Source organism: Microbispora amethystogenes, assembly GCF_016863015.1.
Lineage (GTDB): Bacteria > Actinomycetota > Actinomycetes > Streptosporangiales > Streptosporangiaceae > Microbispora > Microbispora amethystogenes.
In genome coordinates, this window is sequence record NZ_BOOB01000016.1 from 13,312 (window position 1) to 26,526 (window position 13,215).

Genomic DNA, 13,215 nt, shown 5'->3' on the forward strand with positions numbered 1-13,215 from the left:
GGTCATCGCCGCCTCTGGTCATCGCCGGCGTCTCACTGCCGGGGGGTGGAGACGCGTGGGCCCCGGCCGGGCCGGGCCGGAGCCCACGGGGGTCGTGCTAGCTGATCTGCCTGATCAGGTCCTCGGCGTCCCGGACGAGGACGGCGCTGACGGCCGGGTCGGAGACCTTCTTGCCCTCTCCGGCGAACTCGATGAACTTCTCCAGCCTGCCGACGGCCTTGTGGTTGCGGCCCTTGTCGACCACCTGCTCCTCGGCCTTGTCGAGCTCCTTGAGCAGCGACTCACTCTTGATCTTGCCCGCCGCCTTGAAGGTCGCCAGCAGCGCGCGCACGTCGGCGAACGAGGTGGTGACCTGGAAGGTGACGGTCTGCTCGGTGGTGAGGCCGGCCTTGTCGCGGGCGGTGACGGTCAGCGTGTTGTCGCCGAGCGGCAGCGTCCACAGCGGGATCGCCGCCCCGGACTCGACCGTACGGTCGCCGATCTTGGCGGTGACGCTCGCCACGCCGGAGGTCGCGTCGGTGGCCGAGGAGACCGGCGTGATCGAGGCCGAGTCGCCGTACGCCTTGCTCTCGACGCCGCTCACGGCCACCGCGGGGGCGGTCTTGTCGATCTTCACCGTGACGGTGCCGATCTGCGAGACGTTGCCGCCGCTGTCGGTCGCGCGGTAGCGGACCTCGGTGGTGCCCTCGGTGCTGAGAGTCACGGCGTTGTTGGCGTTCAGCCAGGTGGTGCCGCCGTTGACCGAGTACTGCCGGCTCGCGACCGTGCCGTTGTCGGTCGCGGTGACCGTCAGCGTCACGTTGCCCTTGTACCAGCCGTTCTCACCGGTCGGCTGGGCCGGGTTGAGCGTGGCGGTCACGGTCGGCGGGGTCTTGTCGGCGACGCCGTCGCCCACGAAGGTGAACGCGTCCACGTCCACGCCGCCGGTGGAGGTGACGTAGAGCTTGCCGCTGCCCGAGGGGGCGTTCTTCAGGTCGGTGGTCACCGTCTGCCAGCCGGACCCGGCCGGGATGTCGACCGTCGCGAACGGGTTCGCGGTCGGCGAGTTCCAGCGCAGCGACAGGGTGCCCGCGCCGGTCGCCTGGGTCTTCACCGCGGTGATGCCGGCGAGGTTGACCGGGTCGTAGCCGATGTAGTCACCCGCGTCGAACGAGGTGACCTTGTTGAGGCCGGACGCCGTCGCGTCCGGGGTCTTGGTGACGCCCTTGCTGTCGTCCCCGTGCTCGGCCTGCATGAGCTTGGGGTTGAGGATCAGGGTCGCGTCGCCGGAGGCGCCGGGGATGCCGTTGGCGCCGTTGTCGCGGTAGCTGACCACGACCACGCCGAAGATGTTCTCGGTCACGCCGTGCTCGGGAGCGTCCGCGGGGGTCGCCCAGGTGACGGTGCAGCCCGTGCCGGTCGTGATCGGGTGGGCGTGGGTGTCGTGGCCGAGGCCGAAGGTCCACGCGACCCGGCTGCAGGTGGGGCTGTCGCCGTCCTCCTGGTCGGTCACCTTGACCTTGAACGGAACCGCGTTGCCCCAGTCGATGAAGCCGCCGTCGCCGGGGGTCTCGATGGAGACCTTGGGCGCGGTGTTGCCGACGGTGATCTCGACGGTGGCGAGGCCGAACCGGCCGCCCGCGTCGGTGACCCGCAGCCGGGCCGTGTACTGCCCGAGCTTGTCGTAGGTGTGGGTCGCCGTCACGCCCTTGGCGTCGAACGTGCCGTCGCCGTCGAAGTCCCACTCGTAGGTCAGGTCGCCGGCCTCGGAGTCGGAGGACTTGGCGCCGCTGAACGCGACGGTGAGCGGCGCGTTGGTGCCCGACGTCCGGTCCGTGGTGATCTTCGCCTGCGGGGCCTTGTTGCCGGGCGAGTAGTCGATGCGGTACAGGCCCGAGTCGGGGTTGGCGCGGAAGAAGCCGTCGCCGTACTCGAGGACGTACAGCGCCCCGTCGGGGCCGAACTCGAGGTCCATCGGGTTGTCCGTGATGGGCATCGCCATCTTGGTCAGCTCGGCGTTGGGCAGGAAGTGCTCGAGCTTGGTGACCGGCCCGTCGGAGCCGGACACCGTGAACGCCGCCAGGTAGTCCTGCGAGAACTCGCCGAAGAAGAACTTGTTGTCCCAGTACTCGGGGAACTTCGTCGCCGACTTGTTGTCCGCGTCGTAGTGGTAGACCGGGCCGCCCATCGGGGCCTGGCCGTTCTGCACCGGGTCGAACTCGGTCAGCCCGGACCACTCCGCCGGCTGGTCGCTCGCGCGGTCGCCGTAGTACATGTCGGCCGGGGTCGCCGGGGGCAGCTTCTCCAGGCCGGTGTTCCAGACGGAGTCGTTGGTCGCGCCGCCCGCGCAGTCGAAGAACTCACGCGGCTTGGAGTTCGCGTAGTCCCAGTGGTTGTAGTTGAAGTTGTTCCCGGTGCAGTACGGCCAGCCGCCGTTCATCGGCTTGTCCAGCGGGGTGACGTTCCACTCCACGAGACCCATCGGGCCGCGCTGGGGGTCGGCTGCGCCGGCGTCCGGGCCGTAGTCGCCCCAGGAGAGCGTGCCGGTCTTCCCGTCGACGTCGATGCGGAACGGGTTCCGCACGCCCATCACGAAGATCTCGGGCCGGGTCTTGGCCGTGCCCTTCGGGAACAGGTTGCCGTCGGGCACCGTGTAGGAGCCGTCCGCGCCCACCTTGATCCGCAGGATCTTGCCGCGCAGGTCGTTGGTGCTGCCCGCGCCGCGGCGGTCGTCGAAGCCGGGGTTCATGCCGGGGGCGTCGTTGTTGGGCGCCATGCCGTTGGCGCCGGGGGTGCTGGCCGGGGTGTTGTCACCGGTCGCCAGGTAGAGGTTGCCGTCGTCGTCCCAGTCGAAGTCGCCGGCGACGTGGCAGCACTGCCCGCGGTTGGTCTCGACCTTGATGATGACCTGCTCGGTGGACAGGTCGAGCTTGCCGCCGTCCCACTTGAACCGGGAGAGCTGGTTGTAGCCCTTCCACTGGTTCCAGTAGGACACGTCCGCGCCGGCGGGCAGGGAGTTGGGCGCCGATCCGGCCGGGGTCGTCTCCGGGTACGGAGCCGTCATCTTCCGGGGCGCGTAGTAGACGTAGACCCACTTGTTGTCCGCGAAGTCGGGGTCCAGGCCGATCGTCTGCAGGCCGTCCTCGGAGTTGTTGTAGACGTCGATCGTGTTGACGATCTTCGTCACTCCGGTGGCCGGGTCCGTCAGCCGGAGGTCGCCGTTGCGGGCGGTGTGCAGGACGCGGCTGTCGGGCAGGACCGCCATGTCGATCGGCTCGCCGACGTCCTTGGTGAGAGTGACCTTCTCGTAGTTCTGCCAGTTCAGAGCCGGCTCGTCGGCCGCCTGGGCGGGTGCGGCGGTGAACGCCGCGAACGGGAGAGTCAGTGCTGCGGCGAGACCACCGAGCAGCATGCGAGTACGCTTCAAGTCTGCTGCGCCTCTTCTCTTCGTGGGGGGTGGCAAGGCAACGGCGGGCCGCCACGAGTGCCGCTGCGAACGAACACGTGGCGGTCCGCCGATTCCCGGCGGCTGTTGAGAGCGTCAGCCGCGGAGCTTGGAGATGTTGTTGTAGCTGAGCGCCGCGTACTGCAGCGACTGGCCCGGGTTGGCGGTGCCGCCGGGGGCGTTGTCCTGCTCGTACATCGGGTTGTGGTAACCCTTGGCGCCCATCTCGGAGAAGAAGGACTTGTAGTCGATGTCGCCGGTGCCGAACGGGACCATGTCGTAGCCGTTGGCGGTACCGGTGTTGATCTTGCCGTCCTTGGCGTGGAACAGCGGGAACCGCATCGTCTGGGCCTGCACGACGCCGAGGGGGTTGAAGATCTGCGTCTGCGCCGAGCCGTCGGGCGCGGTGTAGGTCTTGTGCTTGTACTGCGCGACGTAGGCCCAGAAGATGTCCATCTCCAGCCACACGTGCTTCGGGTCGGTGTTCTGGAGGAAGTACTCCAGGCGGCGGATGCCGGAGGAGCGGGTGGGCCGGCCCTGCGCGTCGAGCGGGCCGCTGTCGAGCAGGAAGCTGTAGGCCACGTCGTGGTTGTGGGTGTACAGCTTGAGGCCCGCCTCGGAGGCGATCTGGCCGAGGGTGTTCCACTTCTCGGCGGCCACGTCCCAGTCGGCCTTGTAGGCGCTGCCCGTCGGGTCGCTGCCGGTGCCGACGTGCTTCATGCCGAGGATGTTGGCGATCTCCAGGTGGAGCTTGAAGCGGTCCAGGTCGGCCTGGTTCAGCGGCCAGGAGCCGGGGATGAAGCCGTGGTTGCCCTGGGCGACCAGGCCGCTGTCGTCCAGCCAGCCGCGCAGCAGGCGGGCGCCCTCGACGCTCTCCAGGCTCGCGCCGCCCTCGGCGTTCCGGTGCTGGGCGTAGCCGGCGAACTCCACCTGCGCGTAGCCGATCCGGCCGAGCTCCTGCAGGACGGCCTTGAAGCCGGACGCGAGGTTGCTCGTCAGCGGGTCGCGGGTGATCGCGTCCCGGACCGTGTAGAGGATGATGCCGCGCCGCGGCGGCGGGACCAGGATGCCGTTGGCGGCACGCGCGGCCGACTTCATCGGGCCCGCCGCGCTGACCGCGGCGACGGCCGCCATGCCGGTCGTGGCCGCGAGGAACTGGCGCCTGTTGAGCCCCAGCTTGCGTCCGAGGTTGCCGGCTGTCTCCATCTCTTCTTCGTACGCACTCATCTGTCTTACCTACTCCATCTGCGTGGAAGCACCTGGACCCCTGGACCTGTGCGTCGCTCCTGGTGGAGCGGATCGGGAGGTCAGGTGGGTGCGGAGCACTTGACGAGCAAGTTACGCCTCTTTTACCTACCGTGGAAGAAGTTTCGTCATGATCTTTTGAACTTTCTTCCATCACAGGACAAAGTCTGTCAGGGAGTAGTCGGATGACCAGGGATTTCGGGTGGGACGGGAGGGGTTGCCGGGGCGGCAGATGATCTTCCGCACACTGCTGCATCGCAGGTAGATGAACTTTGTGTAGCAAGCCGGAAACTTTTGCTTGTGCGTGGCAAAAGGTCCCACTTAGTATCCGAATGTTCCGGGGTCATCCTTCATACCCGAGTTGACGGGAGAGTTACAGTGCCCATCGGTGTCTGGCTGGTCGGCGCCCGGGGGTCCGTCGCGACCACGGCAGTGGTCGGAGCGGCGGCGGTACGGGCGGGAGCCGCCCTGCCCACGGGTTGCGTCATCGAGGCCGCCGGCTTCCCCGGCGACTTCCCGCCCCTGGCCGACCTGGTGTTCGGCGGCCACGACGTGGTCGGTACGCCGCTGCGCAAGAGGGCCGAACTGCTCGCCCAGGCGGGCGTGCTTCCTCCCGCCCTGACGACTCTGCTCTCGGCGGACATCGACGCCGCCGAGGCCGAGATCCGGCACGGCTACGTCCCCGGCGTGGAGACCCAGGCGGAGGCCGCGCGCCGCCTCGCCGGCGACATCGCGGACTTCCGCGAGCGCCACGGCCTCTCCCGCGTGGTCGTCGTGGACGTGTCCTCCACCGAGCCGCCGGCCGAGGTGCCGTACGCCCGGCTCACCGACCTGGAGGAGGCCCTGGAGTCCGGGGCGGACGCGCTGCCGCCCAGCTCCCTCTACGCCTACGCGGCCTTCTCGGCCGGCTGCGGCTACGTGGCGTTCACGCCCTCCGCCGGCCCGACGCCGCCCGCCCTGGACGAGCTGGCGCGGCGCAACGGCGCTCCGTACACGGGACGCGACGGCAAGACCGGGGAGACGCTGATCAAGAGCGCGCTCGCACCGATGTTCGCCGGCCGCGCGCTGCGGGTCCGCTCGTGGTCGGGGCTCAACCTGCTCGGCGGCGGCGACGGCGCCACGCTGGCCGACCCCGCGGCCCGGGCGAGCAAGTCGGCGAGCAAGGCGCGCGCCGTCCCCGCGATCGTGGGCGAGGACGTCGAGGGCCTGACGCACATCGACTACGTCGCCGACCTGGGGGAGTGGAAGACCGCCTGGGACCACATCACGTTCGAGGGGTTCCTCGGCGTGCGGATGACCATGCAGTTCACCTGGCAGGGGTGCGACTCGACGCTTGCCGCGCCGCTCGTCCTCGACCTCGTCCGCCTCGTCGCGCGGGCGCAGGAGGCCGGGCACAGCGGCGTGCTGCCCGAGCTCGGCTACTTCTTCAAGGACCCGCTGGGCGGCGCCGGGCACGACCTGCCCGCCCAGTACGCCCGGCTGGTCGAGTTCGCCCGCTCGCTCGCTGGTGAGACCGTGACGGACGAGGCCCTGAAGGACGAGACACCGACGGGCGACCGGCCGTGAGGGCCTGGCTGGAGCTGGTCCGCGCGCCCGCCGCGCTCTCCGTCCCCGGCGACACGCTCGCGGGGGCGGCCGCGGCGGGGCGGGCCGCCCGGCCCGGCCTCGCCGCCGCGTCGGTGCTGCTCTACTGGGCCGGCATGGCGCTGAACGACTGGTCCGACCGCGACCTCGACGCGGTGGAGCGGCCGGAGCGGCCCATCCCCTCCGGCCGGATCAGCCCGGCGGGGGCGCTCGGGGTCGCCGCCGCGCTGACCGGCGCCGGGGTGGCCGCCGCCGGGATCTTCGGTGGACGGCGCGGGCTGGCGATCGCGGGCCTGCTCGCGGGCTCCGTGTGGGCCTACGACCTGAAGCTCAAGCACACGCCGGCGGGCCCGGCCGCGATGGCGGCCTGCCGCGTGTTCGACGTCCTGCTCGGCGCGGGCCCGGACACCCGAGCCGCGGCCCCCATGGCCCTGGCCGTCGGCGCGCACACGTACGGGATCACCCTGCTGGGCACCGCCGAGGTCGACGGCGCCGACCCTTCGACGATCGTCGGCGCGATGGCCGCCACCGGCGTGACCGCCGCGCTGGCCGCCGTCGCCTGCCTCGGTGGCAAGAGCAGTGGCGAGAGCGGTGGCGGGGCCGCGGGACGCCTCAGCGCCGCCGGTCTGATCGCCGGGTATCTCGCCACGGCCGGGCGCGCCCAGGTGGCGCTCTGCACCGACCCCGACCCCCAGCACGTGCGGCAGGCCGTGCGGATGAGCATCCTCGGCCTGATCCCGCTGCAGGCGGCGTCCGTCGCCGGGCGGGGCAGGCTCGCCCAGGCGGCCGCGCTGCTCGCCGGGCTGCCCGCCGGCCGGTGGCTGTCGGCGAAGGTGGCCACGTCGTGAGCATCCCCCTGAACAGGGTCCCCGTGAACTGGGCGTACTGCACCAACGGCTTCCGCGACCACCCGCTCGACGAGGCGCTGCGCGTCCTCGCCGGCCTCGGCTACACCGGCGCGGCGATCACCCTCGACCACGGGCACCTCACCCCGGAGGCGACGCCCGCCGAGGTGGACCGGATCGCGGCGCTGGCGCGGCGGCTCGGCCTCGCCCTGGCGGTCGAGACCGGGGGCAGGTACACGCTCGACTCCCGGCGCAAGCACTTCCCGACGCTGCTGCACGCCGAGGGGGAGGCGCGGGCGGACCTGATCCGCCGCGCCATGCGGATCGCGGCCGACCTCGGCGCCCCGGTGGTGCACTTCTGGAGCGGCATCCGGCCGCCGGAGGTGCCCGAGGCGGAGGCCTGGGACCGGCTCGCCCGGCACTGCGAGCGCCTGCTCGCCGAGGCGGACCGGGTGGGCGTCACGCTCGGGTTCGAGCCGGAGCCGGGGATGCTCGTGCAGGACCTCGCCGGGTACGAACGGCTGCGCGGCCTGCTCGGCGGGCACCCCCGCTTCGGCCTCACCCTCGACATCGGGCACTGCCGCTGCCTGGAGCCGTACGACGTGCCCGAGTGCGTCGAGCGGGCGAAGCCCTATCTGGTCCACGTGCAGATCGAGGACATGCGGCGGGGCGTGCACGAACACCTCGAGTTCGGCGAGGGCGAGATCGACTTCCCGCCCGCGCTCGCCGCCCTCGACGGCTTCGGCGGCCTCGTGGCCGTCGAGCTCGCCCGGCACAGCCACGCGGCGCCCGATGTGGCGAGAAGGTCGATCGAATTCCTGAGGAGGGCACATGACCTGGCTGGCGCGGGCCGTAGCCGACGTTGAGCGCGACCCGGAGACCGTCCACGCGCTGTTCCCGAGGGCCGCGCGGGACGGCGGCCCCGGCGCCCGCGCCGAACTGCTGAGAGCGCTCGCGAAGGCCACGCCGGAGCCGGCGGAGGCCGTGACGAGGCTCTACTGGCAGGGCGACGCCGCCGAACGGCTGGACATCCTGCGGACGCTCCCGGACCTCGACCTCGGCCCGGCCGCCCTGCCGCTCGTGCACGACGCCCTGCGCACCAACGACACCCGGCTGGTCGCCGCCGCGCTCGGCCCGTACGGCTCGGCCTGGCTGGACGACCACGCCTTCCGGCAGGGTGTGCTCAAGTGCGTCTTCATGTCCGTTCCGCTCGCGTCGGTCGAGGGCCTCGACCGGCGCTTCGACGAGGAGTTGCGGCGCATGCTCGCGGACTTCGCCGCCGAGCGCCGCGCGGCCGGACGTCCCGTTCCCCCCGACGTTCTCGAGAGGCTCTGATTCTGATGCGGATCTTCGATCCCCACGTCCACATGACGTCCCGCACGACCGACGACTACGAGCGCATGTACGCCGCCGGGGTCCGGGCGATCGTGGAGCCGGCCTTCTGGCTCGGCCAGCCGCGCACCAACGTCGGAAGCTTCCTCGACTACTTCGACGCGCTGCTGGGCTGGGAGCCCTACCGGGCCGCACAGTACGGCATCCGCCACCACTGCACGCTCGCGCTCAACCCCAAGGAGGCGAACGACCCGCGCTGCCTCGGGGTGCTGGACGAGCTGTCCCGCTACCTGCTGAAGGACTCGGTGGTCGCGGTCGGCGAGACGGGCTACGACTCGATGACGCAGGAGGAGGAGCGCGTCTTCGAGGCCCAGCTCGCGCTGGCCGAGGAGCACGGCCTGCCGGTGCTCGTGCACACGCCGCACCGCGACAAGGCCGCGGGGACCCGCCGCACGCTCGACGTGGTCAAGGGGATCGACCCGGGGAAGGTGCTCGTCGACCACCTCAACGAGCTGACCGTCGGCATGGTCCACGAGGCCGGCTGCTGGATGGGCTTCTCGATCTATCCCGACACCAAGATGGACCCGGACCGCATGGTCGCGATCCTCAAGGAGTACGGCACCGAGCGGATGATCGTGAACTCGGCCGCCGACTGGGGGCGCAGCGACGTGCTGAAGACCCGCGAGGTCGGCGAGGCCATGCTGGCCGCCGGGTTCACCGACGACGACGTGGACCAGGTGCTGTGGCGCAACCCGGTGGCCTTCTACGGCCAGAGCGGGCGCCTGGTCCTGGACGACGTCGAGTCCGGCGGCGACTACGAGGGCAACACGATCCTGCGCGGGACGCGCTGACCATGCGCCTGCGTCATCCCGCCGGTTCCGTCGTCCACCTGGCCTACTGCACCAACGTCCACCCCGCGGAGGACCTCGCGGGGATCCACGAGCAGCTCACCGGGGTCGCCGCCCGGGTGCGCGCGCTGACCGGCGCCGGGCGGCTCGGGCTCGGCCTGTGGCTGTCGCGGCGCGCCGCCCGGGCGCTGCGCGACGACCCCGCCGAGCTCGCCCGCCTCCGCGCCCGGTTGGACGAGCAGGGGCTGGAGGTCGTCACCCTCAACGGCTTCCCGTACGGCGGCTTCCACGACGAGGTCGTGAAGCTCCGGGTCTACCGGCCCGACTGGGCGGAGCCGGAACGGCTCGCCTACACCCTCGACCTGGCCGAGATCCTCACCGCGCTGCTGCCGGACGACGTGACCGAGGGCTCGATCTCGACGCTGCCCCTCGCCTGGCGCACCGGCTGGACGCCGGCCAAGGCCGCGGCCGTCAACGCCAACCTGGCCGTGCTCGCCCGGGGCCTGCGGGCCCTGGCGGAGCGCACCGGCAAGACGATCCGGGTCGGCTTCGAGCCCGAGCCGGGGTGCATCGTGGAGACCACCCCGCAGGCGGTGGCGCTGCTCGGCGGCGCCGACCTCGACTATCTCGGCGTCTGCCTGGACGCCTGCCATCTGGCCGTCGGCCTGGAGGAGGCCGCCGACGCGGCGGCCCTGGGGCTGCCGGTCGTCAAGCTCCAGGTCTCGTCGGCGGTGGAGGCGCCGCCGGGCGGCCAGCAGGCGCTGGCGGCGTACGTGGAGGAGCGCTACCTCCACCAGACGCGGTGCGCCGCGGGCTACACCGACGACCTGCCCGAGGCGCTGGCCGGGGGGCTTCCCACGGACCTGCCGTGGCGGACGCACTTCCACATGCCCCTGCACGCCGCGCCCCCGGCGCCGCTCACCACCACCTCCTCCTATCTGGAGGACCTGCTGCGGCTGCTGGTGACGCCCGCCTCCCCGCACGGGGACCTCGCCGCCCCCCTCACCCGGCACCTCGAGGTGGAGACCTACACCTGGAGCGTGCTGCCCGGACCGGTGGACATCGCCGAGGGCATCGCCGCCGAGCTGGACTGGACCCGGCGGCGGCTCGCCGCCCTCGGACTTAAGGAGATCTGATGGCGCCCGTCGTCGTCGTCAACGTCGTCGGCCTGACCCCGCGCCTGCTCGCGCACATGCCGAACGTCGCCAAGGTGGGGGCCGCGGCCACCCTGAAGCCCGTGCTGCCCGCGGTGACCTGCACGATGCAGGCCACCCTGCTCACCGGGGCCATGCCGCGCGACCACGGCATCGTCGCGAACGGCTGGTACTTCCGCGACCTCGGAGAGGTCTTCCTGTGGCGGCAGCACAACCGGCTGATCCAGAGCGAGCAGCTGTGGGACGCGGTGCCCGGGATGCGCACGGCCAACGTCTGCTGGTGGTACGCCATGGGCGGCTCCAGCGACTTCATCGTCACCCCCCGGCCCGTCTACTTCGCGGACGGCAAGAAGGACCAGGACTGCTACACCCGTCCGCCGTCGCTGCACGACGACCTCGTGGCCGAGCTCGGGGAGTTCCCGCTCTTCTCCTACTGGGGGGCGAACGCCAACATCGCGTCGTCCAAGTGGATCATCGCGGCGGCCCGCCGCATCCTCACCCGGGAACGGCCGGACCTGCTGATGGTCTACGTGCCGCACCTCGATTACGACCTGCAGCGGTTCGGCCCGGACGCGCCGCAGGCCGTCGCGGCGGCCCGTGAGGTCGACGCCGCCCTCGCGCCCCTGCTGGCCGAGGACGCCACCTTCGTCGTGGTGTCGGAGTACGGGATCACCAACGCGTCCCGGCCGGTGGACGTGAACCGCGCGCTGCGCCGGGCCGGGCTGCTGGAGGTCTACACCCAGGCCGGGATGGAGTATCTCGACCCCTGGGCCTCGCGGGCCTTCGCCGTGTCCGACCACCAGATCGCCCACCTCTACGTGCGCGACCCCGCCGACCTGCCGCGCGTCCGCGACATCGTGGCCGAGCTGCCCGGCGTGGACGAGGTCCTCGGCCAGGAGGGCAAGGCGAGGTACGGCCTCGACCACGACCGGGCCGGCGACCTCGTCGCCGTGGCCGACCCGGACGCCTGGTTCACGTACTACTACTGGCTGTCCGACGACCGCGCGCCGGACTTCGCGAAGCTCGTGGAGATCCACCGTAAGCCCGGATACGACCCGGCCGAGCTGTTCATGGACCCGGACGACCCGTTCGTGAAGCTCCGCGCCGGCGCGGCGCTGGCCCGCAAGAAGCTGGGCTTCCGCTACATGATGTCGGTGGTGCCCCTCGACCCGGCGCCGGTGCGGGGCAGCCACGGCCGCCTGCCCGACACCGCGGCCGACGGGCCGGTCCTGCTGGGCCCCTTCGAGGGCGAGTCCTACGCCGCGACGGAGTTCAAGGGCCTGCTGACGCAGCTGCTCAAGGGCTGAGAAACGCCTGCGGTATGGCCGCCGTCCCGGAACCGGGGCGGCGGCCTTCGCCGTCGGGAGGCGCTGCTGGGAGGCTCAGTCGGGGGTGGCTCAGTCGGGGGTGGCTCAGTCGGCCGTGAACAGGTGGTCGCTGATCAGGCGGGCCGCCCCGACGATGCCGGCGGTCCCGCCGAGCTCCGACAAGACGATGGGCAGGTTGCCGGTCGCCAGCGGCAGGGAGCGCTGGTAGACGACGCTGCGGACCTCCGCGAGCAGCGCGTGGCCGAGACCCGCCACCCCGCCTCCGATGATCACCAGGCCGGGGTTGAAGAAGCTCACCAGTGAGGCGAGCACGAGCCCCACGTGCCGGCCGCCCTCGCGGACCATCCGCACGGCGGCGGCGTCGCCCGAGCCGGCCGCCGCGCCCACGTCCTCGGCGGTGAGCGCGCCCTCGTGCGCGAGCCGGTCGGCGAGGAAGGCGGACTCGCCGGAGCGGGCGGCGGCCAGGGCGTCGCGCGCCAGCGCCGCGCCGCCGAAGTAGGCCTCGAGGCAGCCGGTGTTGCCGCAGGTGCACAGGGGACCGTTCTCGTCCACCCGGATGTGGCCGATGTCGCCCGCGCTGCCGGTCACCCCGCGGTAGATCTCGCCGTCGACCACGATGCCGCAGCCGATGCCCGTACCGATCTTGACGAGCAGGAAGTCGTCGACGGACCTCGCGAGACCGGCGTGCAGCTCGCCGAGCGCCATTATGTTCACGTCGTTGTCCACCAGCACCGGACAGCCGAACTCCCGGGTCAGCGACTCCCGTACGGGGAAGCGGTCCCAGCCGGGCATGATCGGGGGCGAGACCGGAGTCCGGTCGCGGAAGCTGACCGGGCCGGGCACGCCGAGGCCGATTCCGTGGATCACCCCGTGCATGTCGGCCGTCTCGCCGGTCAGCAGCTTGCCGACGAGCTCCATCGTCTGGTCGAGCACCGCCTCGGGGCCCTCCCGCACGTCGGCCGGCTTCGACAGGTGGCCGAGCACCTCCAGCTCGCCGTTGGTCACGCCCACGTCGATGGAGGTGGCGCCGATGTCGACGCCGACGAAGCGCAGATCCGAGGCGAGGCGGACGATGCCCGAGCGCCGCCCTCCCCGGGACGCCGCGAGGCCTCCGGACTCCACGAGGCCCAGCTGGGTGAGCCGGTCGAGTTCGAGGGCGAGCTTCGACGCGGACAGACGGACCACCTCGCCGAGCTCGGCACGCGAACGCGCGCCGTCCTGACGCAGGAGGCGCAGGAGCCGGGCCTGGTGCGGATTCTCGGGGCGAACCGTCATTCGCTTCACGCCGCTCTTCGGGGTCGGGGAAACTTCGGGCCGGGAAACTTCGGTATCGAGGAAATCGGTTACATGCGGTAACTGACTCTACTTCTGCTCTGGCCCTCTCAACTTTATTACAGGACTGCCTGACTTTTAGCCTCGTATGTGAAAAGTTTCTATTGAATCTTGCCCAGGTGG

10 protein-coding genes are annotated in these 13,215 nt (G+C 71.4%); 7 read left to right on the forward strand and 3 right to left on the reverse strand.

Annotated features, from left to right (window positions below):
* Nucleotides 1–97: 97 nt before the first annotated feature.
* Nucleotides 98–3,406, reverse strand: a complete 3,309-nt coding sequence (locus Mam01_RS11625) for a PQQ-dependent sugar dehydrogenase (protein WP_204285384.1) — start codon at nucleotides 3,404–3,406, stop codon at nucleotides 98–100.
* Nucleotides 3,407–3,520: 114 nt separating this feature from the next.
* A complete protein-coding gene (locus tag Mam01_RS11630; RefSeq protein ID WP_204285385.1) occupies nucleotides 3,521–4,651 on the reverse strand; it encodes a sugar phosphate isomerase/epimerase family protein in 1,131 nt (376 codons plus the stop codon).
* Nucleotides 4,652–5,047: 396 nt separating this feature from the next.
* Here Mam01_RS11630 and Mam01_RS11635 point away from each other — a divergent pair, with 396 nt between their 5' ends.
* From Mam01_RS11635 to Mam01_RS11665, 7 genes are read left to right on the forward strand one after another with little or no spacing between them, the layout of a single operon-like run.
* On the forward strand, nucleotides 5,048–6,235 hold the full coding sequence (locus Mam01_RS11635; protein ID WP_204285386.1) for an inositol-3-phosphate synthase: 1,188 nt from the start codon (nucleotides 5,048–5,050) through the stop codon (nucleotides 6,233–6,235).
* On the forward strand, nucleotides 6,232–7,101 hold the full coding sequence (locus Mam01_RS11640; RefSeq protein ID WP_204285387.1) for an SCO3242 family prenyltransferase: 870 nt from the start codon (nucleotides 6,232–6,234) through the stop codon (nucleotides 7,099–7,101). Before Mam01_RS11635 ends, Mam01_RS11640 begins: the two co-directional genes overlap by 4 nt.
* Entirely contained in the window at nucleotides 7,098–7,964 is an 867-nt protein-coding gene (locus tag Mam01_RS11645) for a sugar phosphate isomerase/epimerase family protein (RefSeq protein WP_239101229.1), read from the forward strand. Before Mam01_RS11640 ends, Mam01_RS11645 begins: the two co-directional genes overlap by 4 nt.
* Nucleotides 7,930–8,433, forward strand: coding sequence for an EboA domain-containing protein (locus Mam01_RS11650; protein WP_204285388.1), 504 nt, complete (start codon nucleotides 7,930–7,932; stop codon nucleotides 8,431–8,433). The genes Mam01_RS11645 and Mam01_RS11650 overlap by 35 nt, the downstream gene beginning before the upstream one ends.
* A 5-nt stretch (nucleotides 8,434–8,438) precedes the next feature.
* On the forward strand, nucleotides 8,439–9,281 hold the full coding sequence (locus Mam01_RS11655) for a TatD family hydrolase (protein ID WP_204285389.1): 843 nt from the start codon (nucleotides 8,439–8,441) through the stop codon (nucleotides 9,279–9,281).
* A gap of 2 nt (nucleotides 9,282–9,283) precedes the next feature.
* On the forward strand, nucleotides 9,284–10,414 hold the full coding sequence (eboE, locus tag Mam01_RS11660) for a metabolite traffic protein EboE (protein ID WP_204285390.1): 1,131 nt from the start codon (nucleotides 9,284–9,286) through the stop codon (nucleotides 10,412–10,414).
* Entirely contained in the window at nucleotides 10,414–11,739 is a 1,326-nt protein-coding gene (locus Mam01_RS11665) for an alkaline phosphatase family protein (RefSeq protein ID WP_204285391.1), read from the forward strand. Before eboE ends, Mam01_RS11665 begins: the two co-directional genes overlap by 1 nt.
* A gap of 105 nt (nucleotides 11,740–11,844) precedes the next feature.
* Here Mam01_RS11665 and Mam01_RS11670 read toward each other — a convergent pair whose 3' ends face one another.
* A complete protein-coding gene (locus Mam01_RS11670; RefSeq protein WP_204285392.1) occupies nucleotides 11,845–13,035 on the reverse strand; it encodes an ROK family transcriptional regulator in 1,191 nt (396 codons plus the stop codon).
* Nucleotides 13,036–13,215: the final 180 nt, after the last annotated feature.

What these genes read in the sequence shown, in the direction of transcription:
- Mam01_RS11630 (WP_204285385.1), bottom strand. Translation starts at nt 4,651, where the DNA reads ATGAGTGCGTACGAAGAAGAGATGGAGACAGCCGGCAACCTCGGACGC.
- Mam01_RS11655 (WP_204285389.1), top strand. Translation starts at nt 8,439, where the DNA reads ATGCGGATCTTCGATCCCCACGTCCACATGACGTCCCGCACGACCGAC.
- Mam01_RS11670 (WP_204285392.1), bottom strand. Translation starts at nt 13,035, where the DNA reads ATGACGGTTCGCCCCGAGAATCCGCACCAGGCCCGGCTCCTGCGCCTC.
- Mam01_RS11650 (WP_204285388.1), top strand. Translation starts at nt 7,930, where the DNA reads ATGACCTGGCTGGCGCGGGCCGTAGCCGACGTTGAGCGCGACCCGGAG.
- Mam01_RS11665 (WP_204285391.1), top strand. Translation starts at nt 10,414, where the DNA reads ATGGCGCCCGTCGTCGTCGTCAACGTCGTCGGCCTGACCCCGCGCCTG.
- eboE (WP_204285390.1), top strand. Translation starts at nt 9,284, where the DNA reads ATGCGCCTGCGTCATCCCGCCGGTTCCGTCGTCCACCTGGCCTACTGC.